Raw genomic sequence first — 26,115 nt, 5'->3', positions numbered from 1 at the left:
GTCATTCTCTATTAGGGTTAGGGATTGAATAACCAACGTAGCTACCATCTTTTTTTAATGGAGTTACTCCCAGGATGTCAGAGGTGTGAATGCTCCCGGGAATCGCTATTTCTGTTTCGTCGGCGAAAGGTACTAGTTTTCCGAGTTTTTTATTTACGTCGATACCTAGCAATTTTCTAAGTGTGTATAGATAGCCTTTCCTGGTTCCATTCTTTGTGCCGAAATCAATTGCAGTTATTTTTGATGGTGAAGTACTTATAAAGTAGCTTGGTGGGTTGTCGCTGTCCATTGCGTGAAGTAAAAGATCTATGCTTTCGCCTTTGCTTTTGAATCCGTTTGCAAAGATGTCCTCGGGGCCCTTGCGATCTCCACGATAAAGGTATTCTTTTTTCGGTTGAGTAGATGGTAGATGAGGCTCTCCCTTATCGACCTTAACTTCATCACTTCCACCCGGCACTGCACAACCCGGCTTCTTCGGCGGAGGACAATTGGAATTCAACCCCAACGGATCTACCCACCCCGTCGGATTCGGCACGTACTGGTACTGATTCAACCCCCCAGCCAACTTGATGGGATCCGGCGTCAGATACCGTCCCAACCGCGGGTCGTAATACCGGTGCCGGTTGTAGTGCAGCCCACTCTCCGCATCGAAATACTGCCCCTGAAACCGCAGCGGCTGATCGAGGTATTCCGCCGCCGCCAGGCTCAGCGCAGCCACCTTGCCGTACGCGTCGTACTGCGCGGCCCAGACAATCTCGCCGCTGTAATCGGTCAGCTCCAGCGGGGTGCCGAGGTGATCGAGTTGGTAATAAAACGGGCAGGCTTTTTTCGGGCCTTTGCCGTCGAGCAGGGCCAGCGGGCGGAAGGTTCCGGGTTCGTAGACGTAGCTGCGATATTCGTTTTGGCTGCTTTCGGCGACGAGGTTGTCGCCCTGCCAGAAGAATTCCGTGGTGACGCCGTTGACGGTTTTGCTGATGCGTCGGCCGAAGGCGTCGTACCTGTACGAGGCGGTTTGGCCGTCCGGACGGGTCAGGCCGATCAGGCGGTGCTGGCTGTCGTAGCGGTATTCGCTGACGAGTTTTTGCGCGGTGCCACGGCGTTCGCGGATCAGGTTGCCGAAGGCGTCGTAGTCGTAATGGCGGTCGCCCTGCATCAGCAGGCGGTTGCCCTTGATCTGGCTCGGGCCGGGGCGGTCCTGCATCAACAGGTTGCCGGCCGGGTCGTGAGCGAAGGACTCCGGCAGTTCGTCGCGCGAGTGGCGGACGCGGATCAAGCGGTCGAGGTTGTCGTAGCCGTAGGTGCGTTGGCCGTGGCGGGTGTCGGCGATGTGTTCCAGATTGCCGTTGGCGCTGTAGGCATAATCGCGGCGATACAGCGCATCGTGCGAATGTCCTACGGCATGGGCCAATAATCTTCCCTGATCGTCGTAGGCATATTCGCTGAGCAGCAGGCCTTGCTGGCGTTGTTGTTCACGGCCGGACTGAAAGACGTGCGTGGTCAGTTGCGCACCGTTGAGGTCGATGCCGGTCAGCGCGCCGCCCTTGGCGTGGTGATACTCGAGTTTGCTGTTGTCCGGCAGGCGCAGGCGTTTGAGCTGACCGCAGGCATCGTAGCTGTAGCGCAACGTGCCCCAGCCCTGATGCTCGGTGATCAGTCGATCCTGACGGTCATATTCGAAAGCCAGCGGATGCTTCTGGCCGTCATCGACAGCGATCAAACGACCGAGGCAGTCGTATTGATAGGAGACCTTGACCCCGTCGGGCAAGGTTTTGACCAGCAGGCGCCCGGCAACATCGCGCGCATAAGCAGTGAGCAGCTGTGAGCCGTCATCACCAAACTCGATCTTCTCCAGCAGATGCCCATTGAGGTCATAGGCATACGCCGTGCGCCGCCCGTCGAAGCCAGTTTCCTGGCGGATCAGTCCCGTCGGCGTGTAGTCCAGTCGATACTTCTCGCCGGATTCGTTTTCAATCTCGGTGAGCAGCAGTTGCGCATGGTCGTAGCGGTACTGCACCCGCGTGCCGTCGGGGTTGATCTTTCGCGAGACCAGGTGCAAATCGTCGTCATATTCATATCGGGTGATGCGTCCGAGTTCATCGCGCTCGGCGGTGACCTGACCGTAGGCGCCGTAGCTGTAAGCGCGGTTGGCGCCGCCCGCCAACGTCGTCTGAGCCAGGCGACCCGCCGCGTCCCACTGCTGACGCGTCAGCGCACCGTGTTCATCAACCGTGGTAGTCCGCCGCCCCAACGCATCGTAGGAAAAGCGCCGCACACCACCGTCAGGCAGGGTTTCTTCAATGAGTTGGCCAAGCTCATTCCACGCCAGTCGATGCCGGCTGCTGTCCGGATAGCGGATCGACAGCAATTGCCCGCGAACGTCGTAGTAGTAATGGGTGACCTTGCCGTCAGGATCGACCGCTTCGGTGACATCGCCCTCGGCATTGCGCCGATAAATCCACACCGCATCGCCACGTGAACGCCGGTAGAGGAAACCGTTGCGATACTCGTAGGACGTTGGCTCATCTTCCGACGGAAGCAGCGCAATCAGCCGTCCGACGTCGTCGTAGCGGTATTCGGTAACAGCGCCTAAAGCATCCTGCTCGGCGATCAACCGTCCGGTCGCGTCGTAAGCCTTGAGCTGCTCGCCACCGTCGGCTTCAACCTTGCGTACCAATCGCGCGCGGTCGTCGTGGACGTAAACCTCTTCGGTGCCATCGACGTAATGCACCGCGACGCTGCCGTTGTCGTCCCAGACATAGCGCGTGTCCATCTGCGAAAACGACGCCCAGTGCCGCACGCAACGCGCCGATGTCCCCGCGCGCTCCCACGCCCAGAAGAAACTCGCGCCGCCGGCCAGTTGCCGTTGCAGAATGACGTTGGCGTCGTCGTAGTCGTAACGCTCGCTGTCGCCGACCGCATTGCTCGCGGCCAACAAACGCTGACGGGCGTCGTAGCAATAGCTGACGAGGTTTTGCTCAGTCGTCCATTCGCCGCCCTGAAAACTCTGGTAATCCAGCGCAATCAACTGCGCCCGGTCATAGCGCAGCAACAGCGCGCGACCTGCGCCGTTATCCAGGCGACTGATACGATCCTGACGATCCCGTCTAACGTGCAGACGATTGCCATAAACATCGCTGATCGCCGTCAGCCGACCCGCGCGAAAGTGATAAAACCGCGCCGAATCCCCCGCCAGCGCCAGAATCAGTTCCTCCGGTTCATCCCCAAGAAAAATCGCTGCCCGCGACAGACTGTTGTGAATCGCCGGACGCTCGATGTTCGGCAACGGAAACCGCGTCCGGCGGTTCTCATGATCGATCCAGACGACAAAATCGCCCTCGAACACCAACCGATGCGCCAGCGAATGGCTCCAGCCAAAGCCCAGGCCGACATCAATTTCCACCGCGCTGCTGCGATACAAACGGCTGAACTCGAACGGCAGCCGGCCATCGAGCACCGCATCGGTCAGGGTCAGCAACTCCTCGCCGGTGACCATCGACACCGGACAGCCGTTGGTGCAGGTCAGTAGCGCGCAATCGGCGCTGTCACCGTTGGGGTTTTTTGCTTGATCGGGGGAGTCGTCGTGATGCTCATGGCGTTGCAGGGCAGCCATGTTGCGAGTCTTGTCGCGCGCAACGGGCGCCGGATTCGGCACCGTCAAAACCAACGAATCAGCCTGACGAATGTTCAACGGAATTGATGGCGTCGGTTTCAACTCGACATCACGCGCATTGACCACCAGCGGCTTCAGCACGCTCGCGTGTCTGCTCAGCTCGGGCGCCGAGTTCAGTTCCGCCAAGCGCAACGCCGAAGCCGCGAGCCATTCCCGCGCTCGTGGCGACTTGATCTTGGCCAATACCTTGCTGCTCAAGCGCATCTGCACGCCGACGCCGCCGCACACACGCATCAACAGAAAACTGATCAGCAGTTCGACGCGAACTTCGGCCACCACTTCCGCCAGATACTGCGGCGGCAGCATCTTCAGCCAACTGGTAAATGCCGCCAGATGAATGAACAGCAGCGGCTCATCACTGAGCATCAGCAGCGCGTTGGCGATGGCTTCGCTGGAGGCTTGCAGCAGCGCCGTCAGTTCAGCCGCGCTCAGGTATTCGAGGAGTTTTTCGCTGTTGGCCTGCAAGTCGGCGAGGAGGGCGAACAGCTGCTTGAGGTCATCCCAAACGCCATTCAGGACTTTCTCGAAACCGCGCCAGTCCGCCTGCTGCAACTGACCGTAACGATCAAGAAACCCGGCGCTGGAAAATTCCGCCCACTGCGGCTGAAACCCTGCCCACTCGTCGCGCAGCCAACCTTCCAGGTGGCCGAGAACTGTCTGGTAGGAGGCATACAGCGCCTGTACATGCTCAGCGGAAACATCGGGAAAGAAGGTGATGCGATAACGCTGGCCCCGATCACAGTCGGCCACTTGCAGAATGCCGCTCGGGCCGATGGTGTGGCGCAGCGGCTCGCCAAAGGTCTGGACCCCGTTGACGTCACTGAGCAGCGGTTCGAGCGTTATCGGGGTATCGCCGATCGGCACGAATTGCGCCGCTTCGAACATGTGCACCAGTGTCAACGGCCCGCTGGCCGGGCACATCACCACCGATGAACTGATCGGTTGCCGGGACTTGATCGGCGCAATGAGGCGTACGTCGTTGCCGACGCTGAACACTTGCTCGACATCGAGTGCCGTGCCGGTCCAGAACTGTTCGGCCCAGGCCTCGTAGTCGTTGAGGCACAGGCGAAACTCCTTGATCAGGGTTTCAAAATCCGGATGCCCGGGATTGAGCGCTGCAACTACCAGCAGGCCGATGCTGTTGTTCAGGGCCAGTAACCGATCGGTTTCAAGCATTCGCAGTCTCTCGCGCACATCAAAAAAGGTGCGGGGACTTTGCGGGGGATCAAAAAGGAAAGAAGTCGGGTAAGTAGGTGATGCCTGTAGGATGTTTCGCTAAATGCTCGCGAGTAGTTCATCGGCTCAACGGAGATTGCCCGTTGCCCAATGTCCTTCGCGCTCGTTATGCTGCTGAACCCTTTAATCAGATCCGCGTAGTGGCGCCGACCGTGCCGCCGGGATGTCTTTGTTAACGGATCCGATGATGAATGCACCGCTGAAGGCGTTCGGCCCGATCAAGGCCGTGATTTTCGATATGGACGGTTTGCTGCTGGACACCGAAGGCATTTACACCGAGGTCACCTCGTTGATTGCCGGGCGTTACGGGCGCACCTTCGACTGGAGCATCAAGCAGAACATCATTGGCCGTGGGGCCAACGATCTGGCGAACTACGTCGTGCAGGCGCTGGATCTGCCGATCACCGCCGAAGAGTTTCTGGTGATCCGCGAGCCGCTGATGCGCGAGCGCTTTCCCCAGGCTCAGGCGATGCCGGGTGCCGAGGAACTGATCCGCCATCTCAAGGCGCACAACATTCCAATCGCCGTGGGCACCAGCTCGTCGCGCCAATCGTTCGGGCAGAAAACCACGCTGCACCGTGACTGGTTTGCGCTGTTCGATTTCATCGTCACGGCGGACGATCCGGAGGTCGGCGCGGCGAAACCGGCGCCGGATATTTTCCTCACCGCTGCCCGACGCCTGGGCGTCGCGCCTGAAGATTGCCTGGTGTTCGAGGATTCGCCATTTGGCGTGACTGCGGCGAAAGCCGCCGGCATGACCGCAATCGCCATTCCCGACGCAGCCATGGCCGACGAGAAATACGCTCACGCTGACGGCATCCTTCGTACGCTCAAAGCGTTCATCCCGAGTGCCTGTGGTTTGCCGGCGCTGGAATGGGCTTAAACCACCGAGACAAAAAAACGCCGCCCCTCTGTTAAGGAGGGGCGGCGTTTTTCGTTCGGTCGACTCGGTCAATCAGGCGCCGAAACCACCGTCGATGGTCAGGCTGGCACCGGTGATGTAGCCGGCTTCCGGGCCTGCCAGATAGGCAACGAAACTGGCGATTTCTTCGGCTTTACCGTAACGACCGACGGCCATCAGCGGGATCAGGCTTTCGGCGAAGTCACCGTGGGCCGGGTTCATGTCGGTGTCGACTGGGCCGGGTTGCACGTTGTTGACGGTGATGCCGCGAGGGCCGAGGTCGCGGGCCAGGCCTTTGGTTAGGCCGACCAGCGCCGATTTGCTCATCGCATACACACCGCCGCCGGCGAAGGGCATGCGGTCGGCGTTGGTGCTGCCGATGTTGATGATGCGTGCGCCTTCGCCCATGTGTTTGGCGGCTTCCTGGGAGGCGATGAAGACGCTGCGAATGTTGATCGCCACGGTCTGGTCGAAGTCTTCGAGTTTGAAGTCTTCCAGTGGTGCGACGGCCAGTACGCCAGCGTTGTTGACCAGAATGTCGACTCGGCCAAAGGCTTCGACCGTGGCGCTGACGGCGTGGCGGATGGCGGCAGCGTCGGCGCTGTCGGCCTTGATTGCCAGGGCTTTGCCGCCGTTGCCGGTGATGCTGTTCTGCAACTCTTCGGCCTTGGCGGCGGAGCTGACGTAAGTGAAGGCTACTGCTGCGCCTTCAGCGGCCAGGCGTTTTACGATGGCAGCGCCGATACCACGGGAACCGCCTTGAATCAGAGCGACTTTGCCGCTGAGGTGTTGAGTGGTCATGTTCGATCTCCAGACGTTCAAGGCAGAATGCCTTGGTATTGGTGTCGAGTATCGGCGTGGTATCGACAACTGTGTAGACCATGATTGCTATAGTCTGTGTAAACCAGAAGTTTATAGTGGCGACCATGGAAACCTTCAGCAGCATCGAATGCTTCGTGCGCAGTGCCGAAGTCGGCAGCTTTGCCGAGGCCGCACGACGTTTAAGTCTGACCCCGGCGGCAGTCGGCAAGAGCGTGGCTAAACTTGAGATGCGGCTCGGCGTGCGGCTGTTCCAGCGTAGTACACGCAGCCTGACGCTGACGGAGGCCGGGCAACTGTTCTTGAGTCAGGTCAGCGGCAGTCTGACGACCATTCAAAATGCCGTGGCCAATCTGTCCAGTGTCGAAGGGCGTCCGGCGGGGACGCTGAAGGTCAGCATGGGCGCAGCGTTTGGCTGTCTGCACATCGTGCCGATGCTCAGTGAGTTTCTGCAGCGCTATCCCGCGATCAATCCGGACTGGCATTTCGATAATCGACAGGTCGACCTGATCGGGCAGGGTTTCGATGCGGCCATTGGTGGCGGCTTCGAACTGCCGCAAGGCGTGATCGCGCGCAAGTTGAGTCCGGCGCACCGGATATTGGTCGCGTCCAGCAGTTATCTACAGGCCAATCCGCCGATCATCGAGCCGGATGACCTTAACCATCACGACGGTATTCTGATCCGCTCGCCACAAACCGGGCGCGTGCGCTCCTGGCAATTGGTCGGGCGCAATCCGCAGAATTGTCGGCCGTTGATGCTCAAGGCGCGGATGACCATGAGTGATTCCGAGGCCGCTTGCAGGACGGCGGAGCAAGGCTTGGGGATCGCGCTGGTGAGTATGCCGTTTGCAGTGGGGTATCTGCAGGCGGGGAGGTTGCAGCGGGTGTTGCCGGACTGGTTTGTCGATGATGGCAATATTTCGATTTACTACGCTGAGCATAAATTGTTGCCGGGCAAGACGCGGGCGTTTGTCGATTTTGTGATTGAGCAGTTTGCGGAGCTGGGGCTGGCGCAGCGGTTTAGTGCGATTTGAGTAGGGCTTTGGACCGCGGCGCGGCCATCGCGGGCAAGCCACGCTCCCACAGATTCTGTGTCGTACTCAGAATATGTGAACAACCCAGAACCTGTGGGAGCGTGGCTTGCCCGCGATGAACGATAACGCGGTCTACCGGGCAAACCGCCCCGGCCAGCCAATGATGTTCTTCGGTCGCGGCGTCGCATAAGTCCGCACCTTGGACGTCGACAAGCGCAAGCGCACCAGCGATTCCGCAATCGTCACCGCCGCCGTCACGCCATCCACCACCGGCACCCCGGTGCGCCGGCGAATCTGTTCATCCAGCCCGGCCATGCCGCCGCAACCGAGGCAAATCACTTCGGCTTTATCCTGCGTCACCGCCAGTTCCGCCTGTTGCACGATGGCTTCCAGCGCACGCTGCGGCTCGTGTTCGAGCTCCAGCACCGCCAAACCACTGGCCCGCACCGAAGCACAACGATCCCACAGACCGGACAGTTTCAGCCGATCCTCAATTAGCGGCACGGTGCGATCCAGCGTGGTCACCACCGAATAGGCGTGGCCGAGAAACATCGCCGTACTCGCCGCCGCATCGGTGATGTCCACCACCGGTACGTTGAGCAATTCCTGCAAGCCTTCGCGGCCATGTTCGCCGTAACCGGCCTGAATTACCGCATCGAACGGCTGATCGTAGGACATCACCCGATCCATCACGGCGATGGCGGCCAGATAGCTTTCGAAGTTGCCTTCAATCGAATCGGCGCCGAAGTACGGCGTCAAACCGACAATCTCTGTTCCGGGCGAGGCAACCGCCTGCGCCGAGCGGGCGATGGCGTCAGTGATGGATTCGGTGGTGTTGACGTTGACCACGAGAATGCGCATGGGGAAATCCTTATAGCGGGCAGTTCTGCGGCCCGAAGTCCGGGCCGCGAGGGAGTTAGTGGCAGACGTTGTCGACCGCGATGGTTTCGCCACTGACATCGGCGTAGTGCGGCTGACGCTTGGCGATGATCAGGTAGAGCATTCCGGCAATCCCGGCGCCGATCAGCCAGGAGAACGGCGAAACGCTGTGGAAACCGGGAACCAAGGCCAGGACAATGGCGATCAACGCGGCAGGAATAAACGCCGCCACCGCGCGGAAATTGACTCCGTGGCTGTAGTAATAAGCGCCGTTGGGATCTTCGCTGTAGAGCTGCGGAACGTTGACCCGACCTTTACGGATCAGCCAGTAGTCGACCATGATCACCCCGTACAACGGGCCGAGCAGGGCGCCGAGGCCGGACAGGAAGTACACAATCACCAGCGGGCTGTTGTAGAGATTCCACGGCAGGATCAACACGGCGATGGTGGCGCTGATCAGCCCGGCGCGGCGGAAGGTCAGGTACTTCGGCGCGAGGTTGCTGAGGACGAAGGCCGGAGCGACGAAGTTGGCCATGATGTTTACCGCAACGGTGACGATCAGGAACGCCAGGCAACCAAGGACCAGGAAGAACGTGTTGGGGATCGACGCAATGATCTCGGTCGGGCTTTCGATGATCCGGCCATTGATCTGAAATTGCGCGCCACACAGCAGCACGGTAATCGCGGCGAACACCAGAATATTCACCGGCAAACCCCAGAAGTTTCCTACCTTGATGGTCTTGCGGCACGGCGAAGAGCGGGCGAAGTCGCAGAAGTTGAGGATCAATGTGCCGTAGATCGCCAGCCACAATGCGCCGCCAGCGAAGATGTTGCGCCACATCTCGCCACCGCTCAGCGGCTCGCGGATCGACCAGGCGATGGTCGCGTTGGCCTGGAAGTACATCCACGCGGCGAGGGCGGCGACGGTCAGCAGAATCACCGGACCGGCAAAGGCTTCGTAGCGGCGAACCATTTCCATGCCGTAGGCGAGGATCGCCAGTTGCACGAACCAGATCGCCACGAAACATACCCAGCCCAGCGTCGACAGGCCAAGAATCGAATTGTGATCGTATTCGGCGAAACCGGGATGCACGGCGGTGAGTAACACGCGGAATACCACCGATGCCAGGTACGTCTGAATGCCGAACCAGGCGATGGCGATAACTGCTCGAATCAACGCAGGAATCTGCGCGCCGTGAATACCGAAACTGATCCGGCTGATCACCGGAAACGGCACCCCGGTTTTCTGCCCCATGTAACCGGACAGGTTCATGAAGAAGTACACCAGCGCCGCGCCGATCCCCAGTGACAACAGAATCTGCCAGCCACCCAGGCCCAAGGCGTACAGGCCGATGGCGAACGAGTAGTTGGCGATGTTGTGCACGTCGTTGGTCCACAGGGCAAAGATGCTGTATTTGCCCCAGCGCCGACCTTCGGCCTTGGTTGGCGCGAGGTCGCTGTTGTGCAGACGCGGACTGAGTTGTAACGGCTCGCTCAGACCGTCATGGGGTAACGGTTGATCGAGGGCAGAGGCGGGCAGATTCAGCGCGATGTTATTCGAGAGACTTGTACGCATTCCGGCAGGCTCCTGATGTTCAGGGCCGCGATGACTGTGCATAAGCCGTCAGGCTCGACAAATCTTCGTCGCGGCAGTGAAAGCATCACTGGTTACGGGGCATCTGCAGCCTGTACGGGATAGGGCGCTTCAGGCTTGCGGATCGAAAGTGTGGCTATGTTCTGCAGTTTTGTATACAAAACATGTATGCACTTAAGCCAGATTTGTGCCAGTTATCGATCTATGCGCAGCCGCGCTCATTTCGAAAAGTTATCGAAGCGCGCTAAGTATCTGAAAATAAGTGGTTATAAATTGACCGATTGAACAGGTATTTATTTTTTGCGGGGGATTTTCACGGCGGACGGAAGCGAGGGTTTTTCAGGCGGGATGTAACTTTTCAGGGCGCGGAAACAAAAAAGTGCACACATAAATGGCACCGATGGTGACAGTCGTGTGTACACATTTTTCAAGATCAAAAGATCGCAGCCTGCGGCAGCTCCTACATGGCAATGCGATCACCTGTAGAAGCTGCCGCAGGCTGCGATCTTTTAGCTGTTGGATTTGCTGATGATGTTACCGGCATGCAACCCGCATTCTTTCTGCGTCGCTTCTTCCCACCACCAACGGCCTTCACGCTCGTGCTGGTTCGGCAGAACAGGGCGGGTGCACGGTTCGCAACCGATGCTGATGAAGCCGCGCTCATGCAGGCTGTTGTAGGGCAGCTCAAGCATGCGGATGTAACCCCAGATCTCTTCGCTGGTCATCTGCGCCAACGGGTTGAACTTGTACAGGGTGCGCTCCGGCGTGGAGAACGCGGTATCGATTTCCATCGCCGCCACGGCACTGCGGGTGCCCGGGCTCTGGTCACGGCGCTGGCCGGTGGCCCAGGCTTTGACGCCGGACAATTTGCGGCGCAGTGGTTCGATCTTGCGGATGCCGCAGCATTCGCCGTGGCCGTCCTTGTAGAAACTGAACAGGCCTTTTTCCTTCACGAACGGTTCCAGCTTCGTGTAGTCCGGCGATACCAGTTCGATGTCGATCTTGTAGTGCTCGCGCACCTGATCGATGAAACGGTAGGTCTCCGGGTGCAGGCGGCCGGTGTCGAGGCTGAATACCTTGACGTTCTTGTTGAGCTTCCAGGCCATGTCCACCAGCACCACATCCTCGGCGCCGCTGAAAGATATCCACAAGTCATCGCCGAACTCGGCAAACGCGAGTTTGAGAATGTCTTGCGCGGATTTGTTGGCATAGGTCGTGGCGAGTTCCACGACGTCGAACGTTGCACTCATCAGGGCGGCTTCCTACAGGTCGGTGGCGCTGGGCGCTCTATATGGGCCGATGGTAACAAAAAGCTGCCACGCTCGGGGCGTCCTGTGCGTTGCGCCGCCGGGATTGAGTCGCTAGAGTTCGGCCTCGCTCGACTCAAATAATCAATACAAACGGGAGTGTCTTGTGGAAATTGCTTGCCTGGATCTTGAAGGGGTGTTGGTGCCGGAAATCTGGATCGCTTTCGCCGAAAAAACCGGAATCGAATCCCTCAAGGCCACCACCCGGGACATTCCCGATTACGACGTGCTGATGAAGCAGCGTCTGCGCATCCTCGATGAGCATGGCTTGAAGCTCTCGGACATTCAGGAAGTGATCGCCACGCTGAAGCCGCTGGACGGCGCGGTGGAATTCGTCAACTGGCTGCGCGAGCGCTTTCAGGTGGTGATTCTGTCGGATACGTTCTATGAGTTCTCGCAGCCGTTGATGCGTCAGTTGGGCTTTCCGACCTTGCTGTGCCATCGGCTGATTACTGACGAAACCGGGCGGGTGACCAGCTATCAGCTGCGCCAGAAAGATCCCAAGCGCCAGTCGGTGCTGGCGTTCAAGAGTCTGTATTACCGGGTGATTGCGGCAGGGGATTCTTACAACGACACGACGATGCTGGGTGAAGCGGATGCAGGGATTCTGTTTCATGCGCCGGAGAACGTGATTCGCGAATTCCCGCAATTCCCGGCGGTGCACACCTTTGCCGATTTGAAGCAGGAATTCCTCAAAGCCTCCAGCCGCGACCTCAGCCTGTAAACCTGGCTTACCTGATGATCGTTCCCACGCCCTGCGTGGGAATGCCTCAACGGACGCTCCGCGTTCGGCTCTGGATGGGACGCGGAGCGTCCCGGGCTGCATTCCCACGCGGAGCGTGGGAACGATCATTCCTCAGAGGTTCTGCAAGGTTTCGAGAAGGATTCTGACTTTAGTGATCGACTCCTGATACTCAGCCTGCCAGTCCGAATCGGCAACAATCCCGCCGCCCCCCCAGCAGCACACCTGCCCATCCTTGACCAACAGACTGCGAATCGCGATGGAGCTGTCCATCTCGCCGCGCACATCCAGGTACAGCAACGAGCCGCAATACAGAGCGCGTCGGGTCGGCTCCAGCTCATCGATGATCTGCATCGCGCGAATCTTCGGCGCACCGGTGATCGAGCCGCCAGGGAAGCTGCCAGCAATCAAATCCAGCGCGTCGCGATCATCTGCCAATTCACCGGTGACGCTGCTGACCAGGTGATGCACGTTCGGATAACTTTCCAGGCTGAACAGCTCCGGCACCCGCACTGAACCGATGCGGCAGGTGCGCCCGAGGTCGTTGCGCAGCAGATCAACGATCATCAGGTTTTCCGCACGATCCTTAGGACTGGCCAGCAGTTCGGCGGCATTGGCCGCGTCTTCGGCCGGGGTCAGGCCGCGCGGGCGGGTGCCTTTGATCGGCCGGGTTTCGACCTGACGCTGGCTGACTTTGACGAAGCGTTCGGGCGACAGGCTCAACACCGCGTCGCCATCGGGCAGGCTCTGGAAACCGGAGAACGGTGTCGGGCAGGCTTCGCGCAATTTGCAGTAAGCCAGCCACGGATCGCCCTGGCACGCCGCGCGAAAGCGCTGGGCAAAGTTGACCTGATAACAATCGCCGGCCTGAATGTAATGCTGAATGCGTTCGAATGCCTGACGGTAATCGTCGGCCGAAAGATCGGCGGCCATCGGCGTGTGCAGTTTGAACGGTGTCAGCGCATCGGCAGCGGGCTGGGCGAACAATGTGATCAGCCGTTGTTGTTCGCTGTCGTTCACGGACGGGTGAAAGACCAGTTGGCTGGTCGACGTCTGGTGATCGCTGATTAGCGCCCAGTCGTAAAGGCCGAATCGAGCATCCGGCAATTGCAAATCATCGCGGGCCTGGCTGGGCAGGTTTTCCAGATGCCGACCGAAGTCGTAGCTCAGGTAGCCGATCAAGCCGCCAGCGAATGGCAGCTCGAAACCCGCTGGCAAATCAGCCTCGCCGAGGCGACTCAGATTGTCGCGCAATCGTTGCAGGAAATGACTGCCGCTCTCGTCCGGCAACACTGCCAGTTGTTCCAGCGGCCAGGCGCTGAGCAGGTCATAACGGCCACGGTCTGCACTCGGCCGGCCGCTGTCGAGCAGCACGGCGCCGGGGGCGTTGCGGACGGCCGCGAAGTAGTCGGCGGGATTGGCGCGGTAGAGCAGCGGGTGTACGGAACAGGTCAACATGGGCGGGGCAGATCGGCCGTTGAGGCGGGGTGGGGATTGTAGTCCTCCGGGCGATTTGCTCCTAGAGGGGATGTCGGGGATTGGCAGATTGGAGGCAGCGTTGAATCCAGCGGTGACCGGAACTGCGCTTTCGCGAGCAGGCTCGCTCCCACATTGGAATGCATTTTCCTGTGGGAGCGAGCCTGCTCGCGAAGGCAGCGACTCGGTTTCGGATCAGCCCTCGACGGCAGGAATATGCCCAAACATTTCCTGAGTAAACGCCACGCGCTCTTCAGCCGTCTCCGTCACCCCACGCGCCTTCAGCTCTTCCAGCCGCGCCTCGACGGCATGGGTACGCAACGTCAGCCCACAGTCGTTGGCGATCTGGATATTCAGCCCCGGCCGAGCATTCAGCTCGAGAATCAGCGGGCCTTTCTCTTGATCGAGCACCATGTCCACGCCGATATAACCCAACCCGCACAGCTCATAGCAGCCCGCAGCGAGTTTCATGAAACCGTCCCAGTAGGGCAGTTGCACGCCATCCACCGCGTTGGTGGTGTCGGGGTGTTTGGTGATGATGTTGTTCAGCCAGGTGCCGCGCAACGTCAGACCCGTGGCCAGATCGACACCGACGCCGATGGCGCCCTGGTGCAGGTTGGCCTTGCCGCCGGATTGCCGGGTCGGCAAACGCAGCATGGCCATTACCGGATAACCCATCAACACGATGATGCGGATGTCCGGCACGCCTTCATAACTGATGCTTTTGAAGATCTGATCCGGAGTCACCCGGTATTCGATCAGCGCGCGGTCACGGTGGCCGCCCAGGGAGTACAAGCCGGTGAGGATGCTCGAGATGTGATGCTCAAGCTCTTCGTGGTCAATGATCTTGCCCGACACCGTGCGATAGCGGCCTTCGAAGCGGTCGGCGACGACGATGATGCCGTCACCGCCAGCGCCCTGCGCCGGTTTGATCACGAAGTCGCTGCGCCCGCCGATGATCTCGCCGAGCTTGTCGATTTCCTTCTCGGTGGAGATCACGCCATACAGCTCCGGCACGTGAATGCCGGCCTCGATCGCGCGCTCCTTGGTGATGATCTTGTCATCGACGATCGGGTACAGGCTGCGCTTGTTGTACTTGAGCACGTAGTCGGCGTTACGCCGATTAATGCCCATGATGCCGCGCGCCTCCAGCGCCTTCCAGGTCTTCCAGAAACCGAACATCAGGCGTCAGCCTTCTTCAGGAAAGCCTTGAAACGCACCAGTTCGGTCAGGCGGTAGCCGCGATAACGACCCATCGCCAGCATGAAGCCGACCAGGATCAGCAGGATCGCCGGGAAGGTGAACACGAAGTACACCAGCTCCGGCACGGTCATGATCAGGTGTGCCAGGGACGCTGCGAACAGCGTGCCGATCGCGACTTTCATCGCATGGCTGGCGCCGCGTTCTTCCCAGGTAATCGACAGGCGCTCGATGGTCATGGTCAGAATCACCATCGGGAACAACGCCACGGATAAGCCGCGCTCCAGACCGAGTTTATGGCTGAACAGGCTGATCGCCGCGATCAAAACCACGACAAAGGTCAGCACCACCGAGAGTCGCGGCAGCATTTGCAGTTTCAGGTGTTCCAGATACGACCGTAATGACAGGCCCAGCGCCGTGATCACGGTAAACAGCAGAATGCCGAAGCCCAGCTGCGTTTCCCGGAAGGCGAGGGCGATCAGCACCGGGGTGAACGTGCCGAGGGTCTGCAGGCCGATCAGGTTGCGCAGGATCAGGATCACCAGCACGCCGATCGGGATCATCACCATGATCATGAACGTCTGCTGGGTCTGCAGCGGCAGGCCGTACAGCGAATATTCGAGGAAGTTGGCGTCGGTGTTCTCGTCGGTCAGCTTGGCCAGACGAATCGCGTTCATCTCGCTGTTGTTCAGGCTGAAGGTCACGTTGGCTTTCTTGCCGCCGTCGACGGTGATCAGGTTTTCATCGCCGGTCCACCACAGCAGTCGGTCGGTCGGCAGGCCTTGCTCACCGGTTTCCGGGTTGAAGTACAGCCAGTCGTTGCCGTTGAAGCTGCGCAGCCACAGTTCAGGCGTTTGCGGCTGGTCGGCGACGAGACGGATGGTGTGGACTTTTTCTACCGGGACGTGGGCGATGGACAGCAGCAGCTCGACGATTTTGGCTTTGTGCGCGGTCGACGGGTCGCCAGCCAGCAGCAGTTTGACGTTGTCATCGTTGAGGTTGTTGACGCGTTTGATCGCTTCGCCGATGAAGGTTTCAACGTCGGCCGAATGTTGGCGAATCGGCGCGAGCAGGGCTTCAGCGGCGATTTTCTCCGGGCCTTCGATGGCGATGCTGTCGCGGAAGGTCGGGCCTTTGATCTTGGTTTTTTCTGCGGTGTAGCGCTTGGTCAGCACCAGACGGTAATAAAGGGTCTGGTTGCCCTTGGCGCGGCGTGCCGACCAAGTGACCTTGCGGTTGCCGTCGACGCGGTTCACGGCGACGCCGTAGTTATTCGAGATGAAGCTTTCGTTGAGGCTGACGTAATCGCGGCTCAGCGGCGGCACGAACATCTGGATCTTCACCGGATCCTTGGTGCTGGCGACGAACTCGACTTTGGCGTCGATGTTCCACAAGTCGTCGGTCGCATCTTCGGTCACCGGGATGCCGAGCACGAAAATCTGATAAGCCGTAACCGAAACGCCCAGCAACACCAGAATGGTGATCAGGATTTTCAGGTGGAAGGTTAGAGAACGCATGGAAAGTACTCGGCGGTATGAGCGGCGATGGTGCAGGCGGGTTTGCCGGCAGCGTATTTAAGACTGGGATCGACCAGCGCGTCGAAGCGTTTCAGCGCCTCGGAGCCAATCAAAAGCGGGTATTGGAACGCACTTCGGTCGGTCAGGTTCACTTCGATGCTGCGCAGCGCGGTACCCATGCAGATATCCAGCTCGATCACCGGACGGGCGGTGTACTTTTTGCCTTCTTCCGGGTCGTAATCGCCGGCGCGACGCTTGATCTTGCTGACGCGGGCCAGCGGCCGTTCGATCGGGTGCGAATGCGCAGCGTCGATGGCCAGGTAGAAGCGCACCCAGGATTCACCGTTGCGTTTGAAGCGTTTGATGTCGCGGGCACTCAGTGAGGCGGTTTTCGCGCCGGTGTCGAGTTTGGCCGCGACTTCGAGATTGATGCCGTCAAGCGAAGCGTATTCGTTGAGGCCGTACACGGTTTTTTCCCCCGCGGCGGCGAGGCCGGGCAGGCAAAACAGGGCAAAGAATGTGGGAAAAGGCTTGAGTCTCATAAATCCTGGTGCGCAGCGTTCCGTTGTCGGTTCAGGTCCTTGGCAAAACTTGCGCAAGGCCCTTCGTGTGCCTATCAGCTTTTTATGACAAGCCGTACAAATGGCCAGCAAATGCGGGCGGCATTCTAGCACGGTGGTTTTATGGCGCCAGCGCTGGGGGTGGTCTATAGAAGATCAAAAGATCGCAGCCTGCGGCAGTTCCTGCACTGAACCCTGTAGGAGCTGCCGCAGGCTGCGATCTTTTAAGGTTATTAGACGATTGTCGACAATACCCATTTATCCTTTGACTGATTCGGTTGAATTAGCTAGTTTTTGCCGCATTGGATTTAAAGGTGTCGACAATCATGCTGGATCAACTCGATCCCCCGGTCATCAGCGGCGACGATTCCGAGACGCTCTCGGAAAACGTCTTCCGGCGTATTCAGGCGGCCATCGTCAAAGGCGAGATCGCCCCGGGCAGCAAGATCTCCGAGCCGGAACTGGCGCGCACTTACGGCATCAGTCGCGGGCCGCTGCGTGAGGCGATTCACCGACTCGAAGGCCAGCGCCTGCTGGTGCGCGTTCCGCACGTCGGCGCGCGGGTGGTGTCGCTCAATCATGCCGAGCTGATCGAACTCTACGAAATCCGCGAATCCCTCGAAGGCATGGCCTGCCGTCTGGCGGCCGAGCGCATGAGCGTCGAAGAAATCGACGAACTGCGCCGCGTGCTGGAAACCCACGAACGCGATGCCGCGTTTCAGGCCGGCGTCGGCTACTACCAGCAGGAAGGCGATTTCGACTTTCATTACCGGATCATCCAGGGCAGCGGCAACCGCACGCTGACCCAGATGCTCTGCGGCGAGCTGTATCAACTGGTGCGCATGTACCGCATCCAGTTTTCCACCACGCCGAATCGCCCCCGCCAGGCCTTCGCCGAACACCACCGGATTCTCGATGCCATCGCCGACCGTGACGGCGAGCTCGCGGAATTGTTGATGCGCCGCCACATCGGCGCCTCGAAACGCAACATCGCTCGTCATTACCAGGACGGCGCCCACAATAAGACAGCCACTGAACGAGGTGAGTCATGAGTTCCAAGCACAGCACTCCAGGCCAGCGTTTCCGCGATGCGGTCGCCAGCGAGCATCCATTGCAAGTGGTTGGCGCGATCAACGCCAACCACGCGCTGTTGGCCAAGCGCGCCGGTTTCAAGGCGATCTACCTGTCCGGTGGCGGGGTGGCCGCAGGCTCGCTCGGCGTGCCGGATCTGGGCATCACCGGTCTGGATGACGTGCTCACCGACGTACGCCGTATCACTGACGTTTGCGATCTGCCGTTGCTGGTCGACGTCGACACCGGTTTCGGTTCGTCGGCGTTCAACGTGGCGCGCACGGTCAAGTCGATGATCAAGTTCGGCGCGGCGGCGATTCACATCGAGGATCAGGTCGGCGCCAAGCGCTGCGGCCACCGTCCTAATAAAGAAATCGTCAGCCAGCAGGAAATGGTCGACCGCATCAAGGCTGCGGTCGATGCGCGGACCGATGACAGCTTCGTGATCATGGCGCGCACCGATGCGCTGGCGGTGGAAGGTCTGGAATCGGCACTCGATCGCGCTGCCGCGTGCATCGAGGCCGGCGCCGACATGATCTTCCCGGAAGCTATCACCGAACTGGAGATGTACAAGCTGTTCGCCAGCCGTGTGAAAGCGCCGATTCTGGCCAACATCACCGAGTTCGGCTCGACGCCGCTGTACACCACCGAACAACTGGCCGGCGCCGACGTGTCGCTGGTGCTGTATCCACTGTCGGCGTTCCGCGCGATGAACAAGGCTGCCGAAAACGTTTACACCGCGATCCGCCGCGACGGCACGCAGCAGAATGTCATCGACACCATGCAGACTCGCATGGAGCTTTACGATCGCATCGATTACCACACGTTCGAGCAGAAGCTCGATGCGTTGTTTGCACAAAAGAAAGGCTGAACAAGACCCCTGTGGGAGCGAGCCTGCTCGCGAAGGACGCCAACGATAACGCGGTGTCCCTGACGCACCGAGGTGTTCCAGCCACCTTCGCGAGCAGGCTCGCTCCCACAAGTTTTCCCCATACAAATTCAAAAAGATTGGAGAACACAATGGCCGAAGCAAAAGTACTCAGTGGCGCCGGGCTCCGTGGCCAGGTTGCCGGGCAAACCGCACTGTCCACCGTAGGCCAGGCCGGTGCCGGGCTGACCTATCGCGGCTACGACGTGCGCGAACTGGCAGCCGATGCACAATTTGAAGAAGTCGCGTACCTGCTGCTCTACGGCGAGCTGCCGACCAAAGCGCAACTCGATGAATACCAAGGCAAGCTGAGCAAGCTGCGCGACCTGCCGCCAGCGCTGAAAGAAGTGCTCGAACGCATCCCCGCCGACGCCCACCCGATGGACGTGATGCGCACCGGTTGCTCGTTCCTTGGCAACATAGAACCGGAGAAAGATTTTTCCGAACAGCGCGACAAGACTGACCGTCTGCTCGCCGCGTTCCCGGCGATCATGTGCTACTGGTATCGCTTCAGCCACGACGGCAAACGCATCAATTGCGTCAGTGACGAGCCAACCATCGGCGGCCACTTCCTGCACTTGCTGCACGACAAGAAGCCGAGCGAACTGCACGTGAAAGTGATGAACGTCTCGCTGATCCTTTACGCCGAACACGAATTCAACGCCTCGACCTTCACCGCACGCGTTTGCGCCTCGACCCTGTCCGATCTGTATTCCTGCGTAACCGCCGCCATCGGTTCGCTGCGCGGCCCGTTGCATGGCGGCGCCAACGAAGCGGCGATGGAAATGATCGAACGCTTCTCGTCGCCGGAAGAGGCGATTAAAGGCACCCTCGGCATGCTTGAGCGCAAGGACAAGATCATGGGCTTCGGCCACGCGATCTATAAGGACAGCGATCCGCGCAACGAAGTGATCAAGGGCTGGGCGAAACAGCTTGCTGACGAAGTCGGTGACAAGGTGCTGTTTCCGGTCTCGGAAGCCATCGACAAGACCATGTGGGAACAGAAAAAACTCTTCCCGAACGCCGATTTCTACCATGCCTCGGCGTACCACTTCATGGGTATCCCGACCAAGCTGTTCACGCCGATCTTCGTTTGCTCGCGCTTGACCGGCTGGGCTGCGCACGTGTTCGAACAGCGCGCCAACAACCGCATCATCCGCCCAAGCGCCGAGTACATCGGCGTCGAACAGCGCAAGTTCGTGCCAATCGAACGTCGCTGAATGGTGAGTGCCAACGCCTGAGCGCAATCCCTGTAGGAGCTGCCGAAGGCTGCGATCCCTTGATCTTGATCCTGAAAAAAAGATCAAAAGATCGCAGCCTTCGGCAGCTCCTACAGGGGGGCGGCGAGACGGCATCACCCTTTGCAACTACCGTGACCCGAGTCCTGACCCGATGAACACAGAATTCCGCAAAACCCTGCCCGGCAGTCCTCTGGATTATTTCGACGCTCGCGCAGCTGTCGAAGCGATTCAGCCCGGCAGTTACGACACCCTGCCGTACACCTCCCGCGTGCTGGCGGAAAACCTTGTGCGTCGCTGCGACCCGGCAACGCTCACCGATTCCCTCAAGCAACTGATCGAGCGCAAACGCGACCTCGATTTCCCGTGGTTCCCTGCGCGCGTGGTCTGCCACGACATCCTCGGCCAGACCGCGCTGGTCGACCTCGCTGGCCTGCGCGACGCGATCGCGTTGCAAGGTGGCGACCCGGCGCAAGTCAACCCGGTGGTGCCGACGCAATTGATCGTCGACCATTCGCTAGCGGTGGAAGCGGGCGGTTTCGACAAACAGGCGTTCGAGAAAAACCGCGCCATCGAAGACCGTCGCAACGAAGACCGTTTTCACTTCATCAACTGGACGAAGAAGGCCTTCAAGAACGTTGATGTGATCCCGCCAGGCAACGGCATCATGCACCAGATCAACCTGGAGAAAATGTCTCCGGTGATTCAGGTTCGTGAGGGCGTCGCGTTCCCCGACACCTGCGTCGGTACCGATAGCCACACGCCGCACGTCGACGCCTTGGGCGTGATCGCCATTGGTGTCGGCGGCCTCGAAGCCGAGAGCGTGATGCTCGGCCGCGCCTCGTGGATGCGCCTGCCAGAAAGCGTCGGCGTCGAACTGACCGGCAAGCTGCAACCGGGCATCACTGCCACCGACATGGTGCTGGCGCTCACCGAATACCTGCGCAAACAGAAAGTCGTCGGCGCGTGGCTGGAGTTCTTCGGCGAAGGCGCTGCTGCGCTGACCCTCGGCGACCGCGCAACCATCTCCAACATGGCCCCGGAATACGGCGCCACGGCGGCGATGTTCTATATCGACCAGCAGACCATCGATTACTTGAAACTCACCGGTCGTGAAGACCAGCAAGTGCAGTTGGTCGAGCAATACGCCAAGTTGACTGGCCTGTGGGCGGACAGCCTGAAAGGCGCGCAATACGAGCGTGGTTTGAGCTTCGATCTGTCCTCGGTGGTGCGCAACATGGCCGGCCCGAGCAACCCGCACGCCCGCGTCGCGACCTCGGATCTGGCGGCCAAAGGCATCTCCGGTCAGTGGGAAGAAATCCCCGGGCAAATGCCTGACGGCGCCGTGATCATCGCCGCCATCACCAGTTGCACCAACACCAGCAACCCGCGCAACGTGATCGCCGCTGGCCTGCTCGCGCGCAACGCTAACAGGCTTGGCCTGACCCGCAAGCCGTGGGTGAAATCCTCGCTGGCGCCGGGTTCGAAAACCGTCGCGCTGTACCTCGACGAAGCGGGGCTGACCACTGAGCTGGAACAGCTCGGTTTCGGCGTCGTCGCCTTTGCCTGCACCACCTGCAACGGCATGTCCGGCGCGCTCGATCCAGTGATCCAGCAAGAGATCATTGACCGCGATCTGTACGCCACCGCCGTGCTTTCCGGTAACCGCAACTTCGACGGCCGCATCCACCCGTACGCCAAGCAAGCGTTCCTCGCTTCGCCGCCACTGGTGGTCGCGTACGCCATCGCCGGGACCATCCGTTTCGATATCGAGAAAGACGTGTTGGGCGTGGTCGACGGCAAGGAAATCCGCCTGAAGGACATTTGGCCGAGCGACGAAGAAATCGACGCCGTGGTGAAATCGTCGGTCAAGCCTGAGCAGTTCCGTCAGGTCTATATTCCGATGTTCGCCGTCCACGAAGACACCGGCCCGAAAGTCACGCCGCTGTACGAGTGGCGCGAAATGAGCACCTACATCCGCCGTCCGCCGTACTGGGAAGGCGCACTGGCTGGCGCCCGTCCGTTGAAGGGCATGCGCCCGCTGGCGGTGCTTCCGGACAACATCACCACCGATCACCTGTCGCCATCGAACGCAATCATGCTCGACAGCGCCGCCGGCGAATACCTGGCGAAAATGGGCCTGCCGGAAGAGGACTTCAACTCTTACGCCACCCACCGTGGCGACCACTTGACCGCACAACGCGCAACCTTCGCCAACCCAAAACTGTTCAATGAAATGGTCGTGGAAAACGGCAAGGTCAAACAGGGTTCGCTGGCGCGCGTCGAGCCGGAAGGCAAAGTGATGCGCATGTGGGAAGCCATCGAAACCTACATGGAACGCAAGCAGCCGCTGATCATCATCGCCGGCGCCGATTACGGTCAGGGCTCGTCCCGCGACTGGGCGGCGAAAGGTGTGCGTCTGGCCGGTGTCGAAGCGATTGCCGCCGAAGGTTTCGAACGCATTCACCGCACCAACCTGGTGGGCATGGGCGTGTTGCCGCTGGAGTTCAAGCCGGGCACCGACCGGCACACGCTTGCCATCGACGGCAGCGAAACCTACGACGTGATCGGCGAGCGCAAACCGCGTGCGGATCTGACGCTGGTGATCCATCGCCAGAACGGTGAGCGCGTTGATGTGCCGGTGACCTGCCGTCTGGATACCGCCGAAGAAGTGTCGATCTACGAGGCCGGCGGCGTGTTGCAACGCTTCGCCCAGGACTTCCTCGAAGAGTCGGCGGTTGCCGTTTAAATCTACTGATGCAGGCGTGAGATTTCGGTCTCACGCCTGTGGTTAAGGAGCACCATGGCTCACGCAGCTACTTTCGCACCGCAGATCAAAATCCCCGCCACCTACATGCGCGGCGGCACCAGCAAAGGCGTGTTTTTCAGCCTCAAGGATTTGCCCGAAGCGGCGCAGATTCCCGGCCCGGTTCGCGACGCTTTTTTGCTGCGCGTGATCGGCAGCCCTGACCCGTACGACAAGCAGATCGACGGCATGGGCGGCGCGACTTCGAGCACCAGCAAAACCGTGATCCTGTCGAAAAGCCTCAAGGCTGATCACGACGTCGATTACCTGTTCGGCCAGGTCTCTATCGACAAGCCATTCGTGGATTGGAGCGGCAACTGCGGCAACCTCTCGGCAGCGGTCGGTTCGTTCGCCATCAGCAATGGCTTGGTCGACGCCAACCGCATTCCGCACAACGGTGTTGCGGTGGTGCGCGTGTGGCAGGCCAACATCGGCAAAACCATCATCGCCCATGTGCCGATCACCAATGGCGAGGTGCAGGAAACCGGTGATTTCGAACTCGACGGCGTGACTTTTCCGGCCGCTGAAGTGCAAGTCGAATTCATGGACCCGGCGGCGGACGAAGAGGGCGGCGGTGGCTCGATGTTCCCCACCGGCAACCTGATCGATGAGCTGGAAGTGCCGGGTGTCGGCACGTTCAAGGTGACGATGATCAACGCCGGCATCCCGACGATTTTCGTCAACGCCGCAGACATCGGTTACACCGGCACCGAACTGCAAGGCGCGATCAACAGCGATCCGCAAGCGCTGCAGATGTTCGAGACGATTCGTGCTTACGGCGCGCTGCGCATGGGCCTGATTGCCAATCTGGATGAAGCGGCGAAACGGCAGCACACGCCGAAAGTTGCGTTCGTTGCCAAGCCTGCGGATTACCTGGCGTCCAGTGGCAAAGCGATTGCTGCCGGGGATGTGGATTTGCTGGTGCGTGCGTTGTCGATGGGCAAGTTGCACCACGCAATGATGGGCACGGCGGCTGTGGCGATCGGCACCGCCGCAGCCATTTCCGGCACGTTGGTGAACCTCGCGGCGGGTGGCGTTGAACGCAATGCCGTGCGCTTCGGGCATCCGTCCGGAACGTTGCGCGTCGGTGCTGAAGCCAGTCTGGAAAACGGCGAATGGGTCGTCAAAAAAGCGATCATGAGCCGCAGCGCGCGCGTCCTCATGGAAGGCTACGTCCGCGTCCCCGGAGATTCCTTCTGATTCGAAAGTTTTACCCTCATCGGAACGCCGCCCGCCCAGCCCTCTCCCAAAGGGAGAGGGGGCCGACCGAGGTGTCTGGGGTTGTACATCGACCTGAAAGATTGAGGCGATTATGGATTCAGGGGCCGACCGAGGTGTCTGAGGTTGTATAGCGACCTGAAAGATCGAGTCGATTATGGATTCAAGAGGGCATCGAGGTGTTTGAAGTTGTTCATTGACCAGATCGATTACGGATTCAGCGCAGATCGATCACGTCGGCGAACCTCTACAACATCCCCCAATCAGTTTCCTCTCCCTCGGGAGAGGGCTAGGGTGAGGGGCCACCCACTGAAGAAACCCAAAACAAGCAGGCACCCCAGACCTGCAATCAACCAGACCAACCCAGCCAAGCCCTGAGGAAGACCGCACCACTCATCATTCCCGCACAGGAGAACCGCAATGAGCGCCAACGTCGACCTGAACAACCGCCCCGACTACGACCCTGTCCTGCAGGACATCGCCGATTACGTCCTCACCTTCAAAGTCACCTCTGCCGAAGCCCTCGACACCGCCCGCAACTGCCTGATGGACACGCTGGGTTGCGGCCTGCTGGCGCTGCGTTTCCCCGAATGCACCAAGCATCTTGGGCCAATCGTCGAGGGCACCATCGTGCCGTTTGGCGCACGCGTTCCCGGCACGTCCTATCGCCTCGACCCGGTCAAAGCCGCGTGGGACATCGGCTGCATCGTCCGCTGGCTCGACTACAACGACACTTGGCTCGCCGCCGAATGGGGCCATCCCTCCGACAACCTCGGCGGAATTCTCGCGGTGGCCGATCATCTGTCGCAGAAACGCGTGGCCAACGCTGAAGCACCGCTGACGGTTCGCGATGTGCTCGAAGCGATGATCATGGCGCACGAGATTCAAGGGGTAATCGCCCTGGAAAACTCCTTCAACCGTGTAGGACTCGATCACGTCATCCTGGTGAAAGTCGCCTCAACGGCGGTCACCGCGAAACTGATGGGCGCCAATCGCGAGCAACTGCTGTCGGCGTTGTCCCATGCGTTTGCTGACGGGCAGGCGTTGCGCACTTATCGTCATGCACCGAACGCCGGTTCGCGCAAATCCTGGGCGGCCGGGGATGCGTCGAGTCGTGGCGTGCGCCTGGCCGACATCGCCATGCGCGGCGAGATGGGCATTCCCGGGGTGCTGACGGCAAAACAGTGGGGCTTTTATGACGTGCTGTTCAGCCACACCAACAACGATCTGGCGCTGAAACCGCAGGACAAACGCGCGTTCACTTTCGCGCGCGCGTTCGGCAGTTACGTGATGGAAAACGTCCTGTTCAAGATCAGCTTCCCCGCAGAGTTCCATGCGCAAACCGCCTGCGAAGCAGCGGTGACGTTGCACCCACAAGTGCGCAATCGCCTGCACGAAATTGACCGGATCGTCATCACCACCCACGAATCGGCGATCCGCATCATTTCCAAAGTCGGGCCGCTGGCCAACGCCGCCGACCGCGATCATTGCATCCAGTACATGACCGCAGTGCCATTGGCGTTCGGCAATCTGGTCGCTGAGCAATACGAAGACGATTTCCACCGTGCGCATCCGATCATCGATGTGCTGCGCGAAAAAATGGTCATCGTCGAAGAACCGCGTTTCACTCGCGAATATCTCGAGCCCGACAAGCGCTCGATTGCCAACGCCGTGCAGGTGTTTTTCAAGGATGGCAGCAGCACTGAAAACGTTGTGGTGGAATACCCGATTGGTCACCGCCGTCGCCGTGCCGAGGGCATTCCATTGCTGGAGGACAAGTTCAAAGCCAATCTCACGACGCGTTTTACCGGGCAGCGCAGTGGCGAAATTTTCACACTGTGCAAGGATCAAACCCGACTCGAGTCCACCCCGGTCAACCGCTTCGTCGACCTGTTCGCCCTCTGAAGTTACAACCACGC

18 protein-coding genes are annotated in these 26,115 nt (G+C 59.9%); 9 read left to right on the top strand and 9 right to left on the bottom strand.

Annotated elements, in window-relative coordinates; genetic code table 11:
- Position 1: 1 nt before the first annotated feature.
- Positions 2-4,846 carry an RHS repeat-associated core domain-containing protein gene (locus ACIPZE_RS14250; RefSeq protein ID WP_400773382.1) on the bottom strand — a complete coding sequence of 1,615 codons (4,845 nt, stop codon included), beginning with the start codon at positions 4,844-4,846 and terminating at the stop codon, positions 2-4.
- Between the two features lie 247 nt (positions 4,847-5,093).
- On the opposite strand from ACIPZE_RS14250, the gene ACIPZE_RS14245 reads away from it, so the two are divergent.
- Positions 5,094-5,789: an HAD-IA family hydrolase gene (locus ACIPZE_RS14245; protein ID WP_129391371.1), complete on the top strand. Its 696-nt coding sequence runs from the start codon at positions 5,094-5,096 to the stop codon at positions 5,787-5,789.
- Between the two features lie 72 nt (positions 5,790-5,861).
- On the opposite strand, the gene ACIPZE_RS14240 is transcribed toward ACIPZE_RS14245, so the two are convergent.
- The gene (locus ACIPZE_RS14240; protein ID WP_283437140.1) at positions 5,862-6,608 is read right to left on the bottom strand and encodes a 3-oxoacyl-ACP reductase family protein; all 747 of its coding nucleotides are present in this window, start codon (positions 6,606-6,608) and stop codon (positions 5,862-5,864) included.
- Between the two features lie 125 nt (positions 6,609-6,733).
- Here ACIPZE_RS14240 and ACIPZE_RS14235 point away from each other — a divergent pair, with 125 nt between their 5' ends.
- Complete coding sequence (locus ACIPZE_RS14235; protein ID WP_400773379.1) at positions 6,734-7,660, top strand: LysR family transcriptional regulator; 927 nt, start codon at positions 6,734-6,736, stop codon at positions 7,658-7,660.
- A gap of 132 nt (positions 7,661-7,792) precedes the next feature.
- On the opposite strand, the gene ACIPZE_RS14230 is transcribed toward ACIPZE_RS14235, so the two are convergent.
- From ACIPZE_RS14230 to ACIPZE_RS14220, 3 genes are all read right to left on the bottom strand, one after another.
- Positions 7,793-8,521, bottom strand: coding sequence for an aspartate/glutamate racemase family protein (locus ACIPZE_RS14230; RefSeq protein WP_064116940.1), 729 nt, complete (start codon positions 8,519-8,521; stop codon positions 7,793-7,795).
- Between the two features lie 55 nt (positions 8,522-8,576).
- Positions 8,577-10,115, bottom strand: coding sequence for an NCS1 family nucleobase:cation symporter-1 (locus ACIPZE_RS14225; protein ID WP_400773377.1), 1,539 nt, complete (start codon positions 10,113-10,115; stop codon positions 8,577-8,579).
- Between the two features lie 527 nt (positions 10,116-10,642).
- On the bottom strand, positions 10,643-11,383 hold the full coding sequence (locus ACIPZE_RS14220) for a phosphoadenylyl-sulfate reductase (protein ID WP_129391383.1): 741 nt from the start codon (positions 11,381-11,383) through the stop codon (positions 10,643-10,645).
- A 163-nt stretch (positions 11,384-11,546) separates the two neighbouring features.
- Between ACIPZE_RS14220 and thrH the strand changes: the two genes are divergently transcribed.
- Positions 11,547-12,164, top strand: coding sequence for a bifunctional phosphoserine phosphatase/homoserine phosphotransferase ThrH (thrH, locus tag ACIPZE_RS14215; protein ID WP_283437137.1), 618 nt, complete (start codon positions 11,547-11,549; stop codon positions 12,162-12,164).
- A gap of 132 nt (positions 12,165-12,296) precedes the next feature.
- Here the strand turns inward: thrH and pabB are convergent, their stop codons facing one another.
- The 4 genes from pabB to ACIPZE_RS14195 form a co-directional block, all read right to left on the bottom strand.
- The gene (pabB, locus tag ACIPZE_RS14210; protein WP_400773375.1) at positions 12,297-13,640 is read right to left on the bottom strand and encodes an aminodeoxychorismate synthase component I; all 1,344 of its coding nucleotides are present in this window, start codon (positions 13,638-13,640) and stop codon (positions 12,297-12,299) included.
- Positions 13,641-13,853: 213 nt separating this feature from the next.
- A complete protein-coding gene (locus ACIPZE_RS14205; RefSeq protein WP_129391389.1) occupies positions 13,854-14,840 on the bottom strand; it encodes an alpha-L-glutamate ligase-like protein in 987 nt (328 codons plus the stop codon).
- Entirely contained in the window at positions 14,840-16,375 is a 1,536-nt protein-coding gene (locus ACIPZE_RS14200; protein WP_129391393.1) for an inactive transglutaminase family protein, read from the bottom strand. Before ACIPZE_RS14200 ends, ACIPZE_RS14205 begins: the two co-directional genes overlap by 1 nt.
- Positions 16,363-16,917 (bottom strand): ATP-dependent zinc protease, encoded by a 555-nt coding sequence (locus ACIPZE_RS14195; RefSeq protein WP_400773368.1) that lies wholly within the window; start codon positions 16,915-16,917, stop codon positions 16,363-16,365. Before ACIPZE_RS14195 ends, ACIPZE_RS14200 begins: the two co-directional genes overlap by 13 nt.
- 347 nt (positions 16,918-17,264) lie before the next feature.
- Here ACIPZE_RS14195 and ACIPZE_RS14190 point away from each other — a divergent pair, with 347 nt between their 5' ends.
- The 6 genes from ACIPZE_RS14190 to prpD all read left to right on the top strand — a co-directional run bounded on the left by ACIPZE_RS14190 (position 17,265) and on the right by prpD (position 26,101).
- Positions 17,265-17,987 carry a GntR family transcriptional regulator gene (locus ACIPZE_RS14190; protein WP_171057355.1) on the top strand — a complete coding sequence of 241 codons (723 nt, stop codon included), beginning with the start codon at positions 17,265-17,267 and terminating at the stop codon, positions 17,985-17,987.
- Positions 17,984-18,877: a methylisocitrate lyase gene (prpB, locus tag ACIPZE_RS14185; RefSeq protein WP_283437135.1), complete on the top strand. Its 894-nt coding sequence runs from the start codon at positions 17,984-17,986 to the stop codon at positions 18,875-18,877. The genes ACIPZE_RS14190 and prpB overlap by 4 nt, the downstream gene beginning before the upstream one ends.
- Before the next feature lie 149 nt (positions 18,878-19,026).
- Positions 19,027-20,154 (top strand): 2-methylcitrate synthase, encoded by a 1,128-nt coding sequence (gene prpC / locus ACIPZE_RS14180; RefSeq protein WP_400773366.1) that lies wholly within the window; start codon positions 19,027-19,029, stop codon positions 20,152-20,154.
- A 172-nt stretch (positions 20,155-20,326) separates the two neighbouring features.
- Positions 20,327-22,921, top strand: a complete 2,595-nt coding sequence (gene acnD, locus ACIPZE_RS14175) for a Fe/S-dependent 2-methylisocitrate dehydratase AcnD (RefSeq protein ID WP_400773364.1) — start codon at positions 20,327-20,329, stop codon at positions 22,919-22,921.
- A 54-nt stretch (positions 22,922-22,975) separates the two neighbouring features.
- The gene (gene prpF, locus ACIPZE_RS14170) at positions 22,976-24,178 is read left to right on the top strand and encodes a 2-methylaconitate cis-trans isomerase PrpF (protein ID WP_400773362.1); all 1,203 of its coding nucleotides are present in this window, start codon (positions 22,976-22,978) and stop codon (positions 24,176-24,178) included.
- Positions 24,179-24,616: 438 nt separating this feature from the next.
- Entirely contained in the window at positions 24,617-26,101 is a 1,485-nt protein-coding gene (gene prpD, locus ACIPZE_RS14165) for a 2-methylcitrate dehydratase (RefSeq protein WP_283437131.1), read from the top strand.
- Positions 26,102-26,115: the final 14 nt, after the last annotated feature.

This window comes from Pseudomonas sp. NPDC089741, from assembly GCF_044748825.1.
Classification (GTDB): domain Bacteria; phylum Pseudomonadota; class Gammaproteobacteria; order Pseudomonadales; family Pseudomonadaceae; genus Aquipseudomonas; species Aquipseudomonas helmanticensis.
The sequence above is the reverse complement of the archived record's forward strand: the minus strand, read 5'-3'. Positions and strand labels throughout refer to the sequence as shown.

What these genes read in the sequence shown, in the direction of transcription:
- ACIPZE_RS14250 (WP_400773382.1), bottom strand. Translation starts at nt 4,846, where the DNA reads ATGCTTGAAACCGATCGGTTACTGGCCCTGAACAACAGCATCGGCCTG.
- ACIPZE_RS14245 (WP_129391371.1), top strand. Translation starts at nt 5,094, where the DNA reads ATGAATGCACCGCTGAAGGCGTTCGGCCCGATCAAGGCCGTGATTTTC.
- ACIPZE_RS14240 (WP_283437140.1), bottom strand. Translation starts at nt 6,608, where the DNA reads ATGACCACTCAACACCTCAGCGGCAAAGTCGCTCTGATTCAAGGCGGT.
- ACIPZE_RS14235 (WP_400773379.1), top strand. Translation starts at nt 6,734, where the DNA reads ATGGAAACCTTCAGCAGCATCGAATGCTTCGTGCGCAGTGCCGAAGTC.
- ACIPZE_RS14230 (WP_064116940.1), bottom strand. Translation starts at nt 8,521, where the DNA reads ATGCGCATTCTCGTGGTCAACGTCAACACCACCGAATCCATCACTGAC.
- ACIPZE_RS14225 (WP_400773377.1), bottom strand. Translation starts at nt 10,115, where the DNA reads ATGCGTACAAGTCTCTCGAATAACATCGCGCTGAATCTGCCCGCCTCT.
- ACIPZE_RS14220 (WP_129391383.1), bottom strand. Translation starts at nt 11,383, where the DNA reads ATGAGTGCAACGTTCGACGTCGTGGAACTCGCCACGACCTATGCCAAC.
- pabB (WP_400773375.1), bottom strand. Translation starts at nt 13,640, where the DNA reads ATGTTGACCTGTTCCGTACACCCGCTGCTCTACCGCGCCAATCCCGCC.
- ACIPZE_RS14205 (WP_129391389.1), bottom strand. Translation starts at nt 14,840, where the DNA reads ATGTTCGGTTTCTGGAAGACCTGGAAGGCGCTGGAGGCGCGCGGCATC.
- ACIPZE_RS14200 (WP_129391393.1), bottom strand. Translation starts at nt 16,375, where the DNA reads ATGCGTTCTCTAACCTTCCACCTGAAAATCCTGATCACCATTCTGGTG.
- ACIPZE_RS14195 (WP_400773368.1), bottom strand. Translation starts at nt 16,917, where the DNA reads ATGAGACTCAAGCCTTTTCCCACATTCTTTGCCCTGTTTTGCCTGCCC.
- prpB (WP_283437135.1), top strand. Translation starts at nt 17,984, where the DNA reads ATGAGTTCCAAGCACAGCACTCCAGGCCAGCGTTTCCGCGATGCGGTC.
- prpC (WP_400773366.1), top strand. Translation starts at nt 19,027, where the DNA reads ATGGCCGAAGCAAAAGTACTCAGTGGCGCCGGGCTCCGTGGCCAGGTT.
- acnD (WP_400773364.1), top strand. Translation starts at nt 20,327, where the DNA reads ATGAACACAGAATTCCGCAAAACCCTGCCCGGCAGTCCTCTGGATTAT.
- prpF (WP_400773362.1), top strand. Translation starts at nt 22,976, where the DNA reads ATGGCTCACGCAGCTACTTTCGCACCGCAGATCAAAATCCCCGCCACC.
- prpD (WP_283437131.1), top strand. Translation starts at nt 24,617, where the DNA reads ATGAGCGCCAACGTCGACCTGAACAACCGCCCCGACTACGACCCTGTC.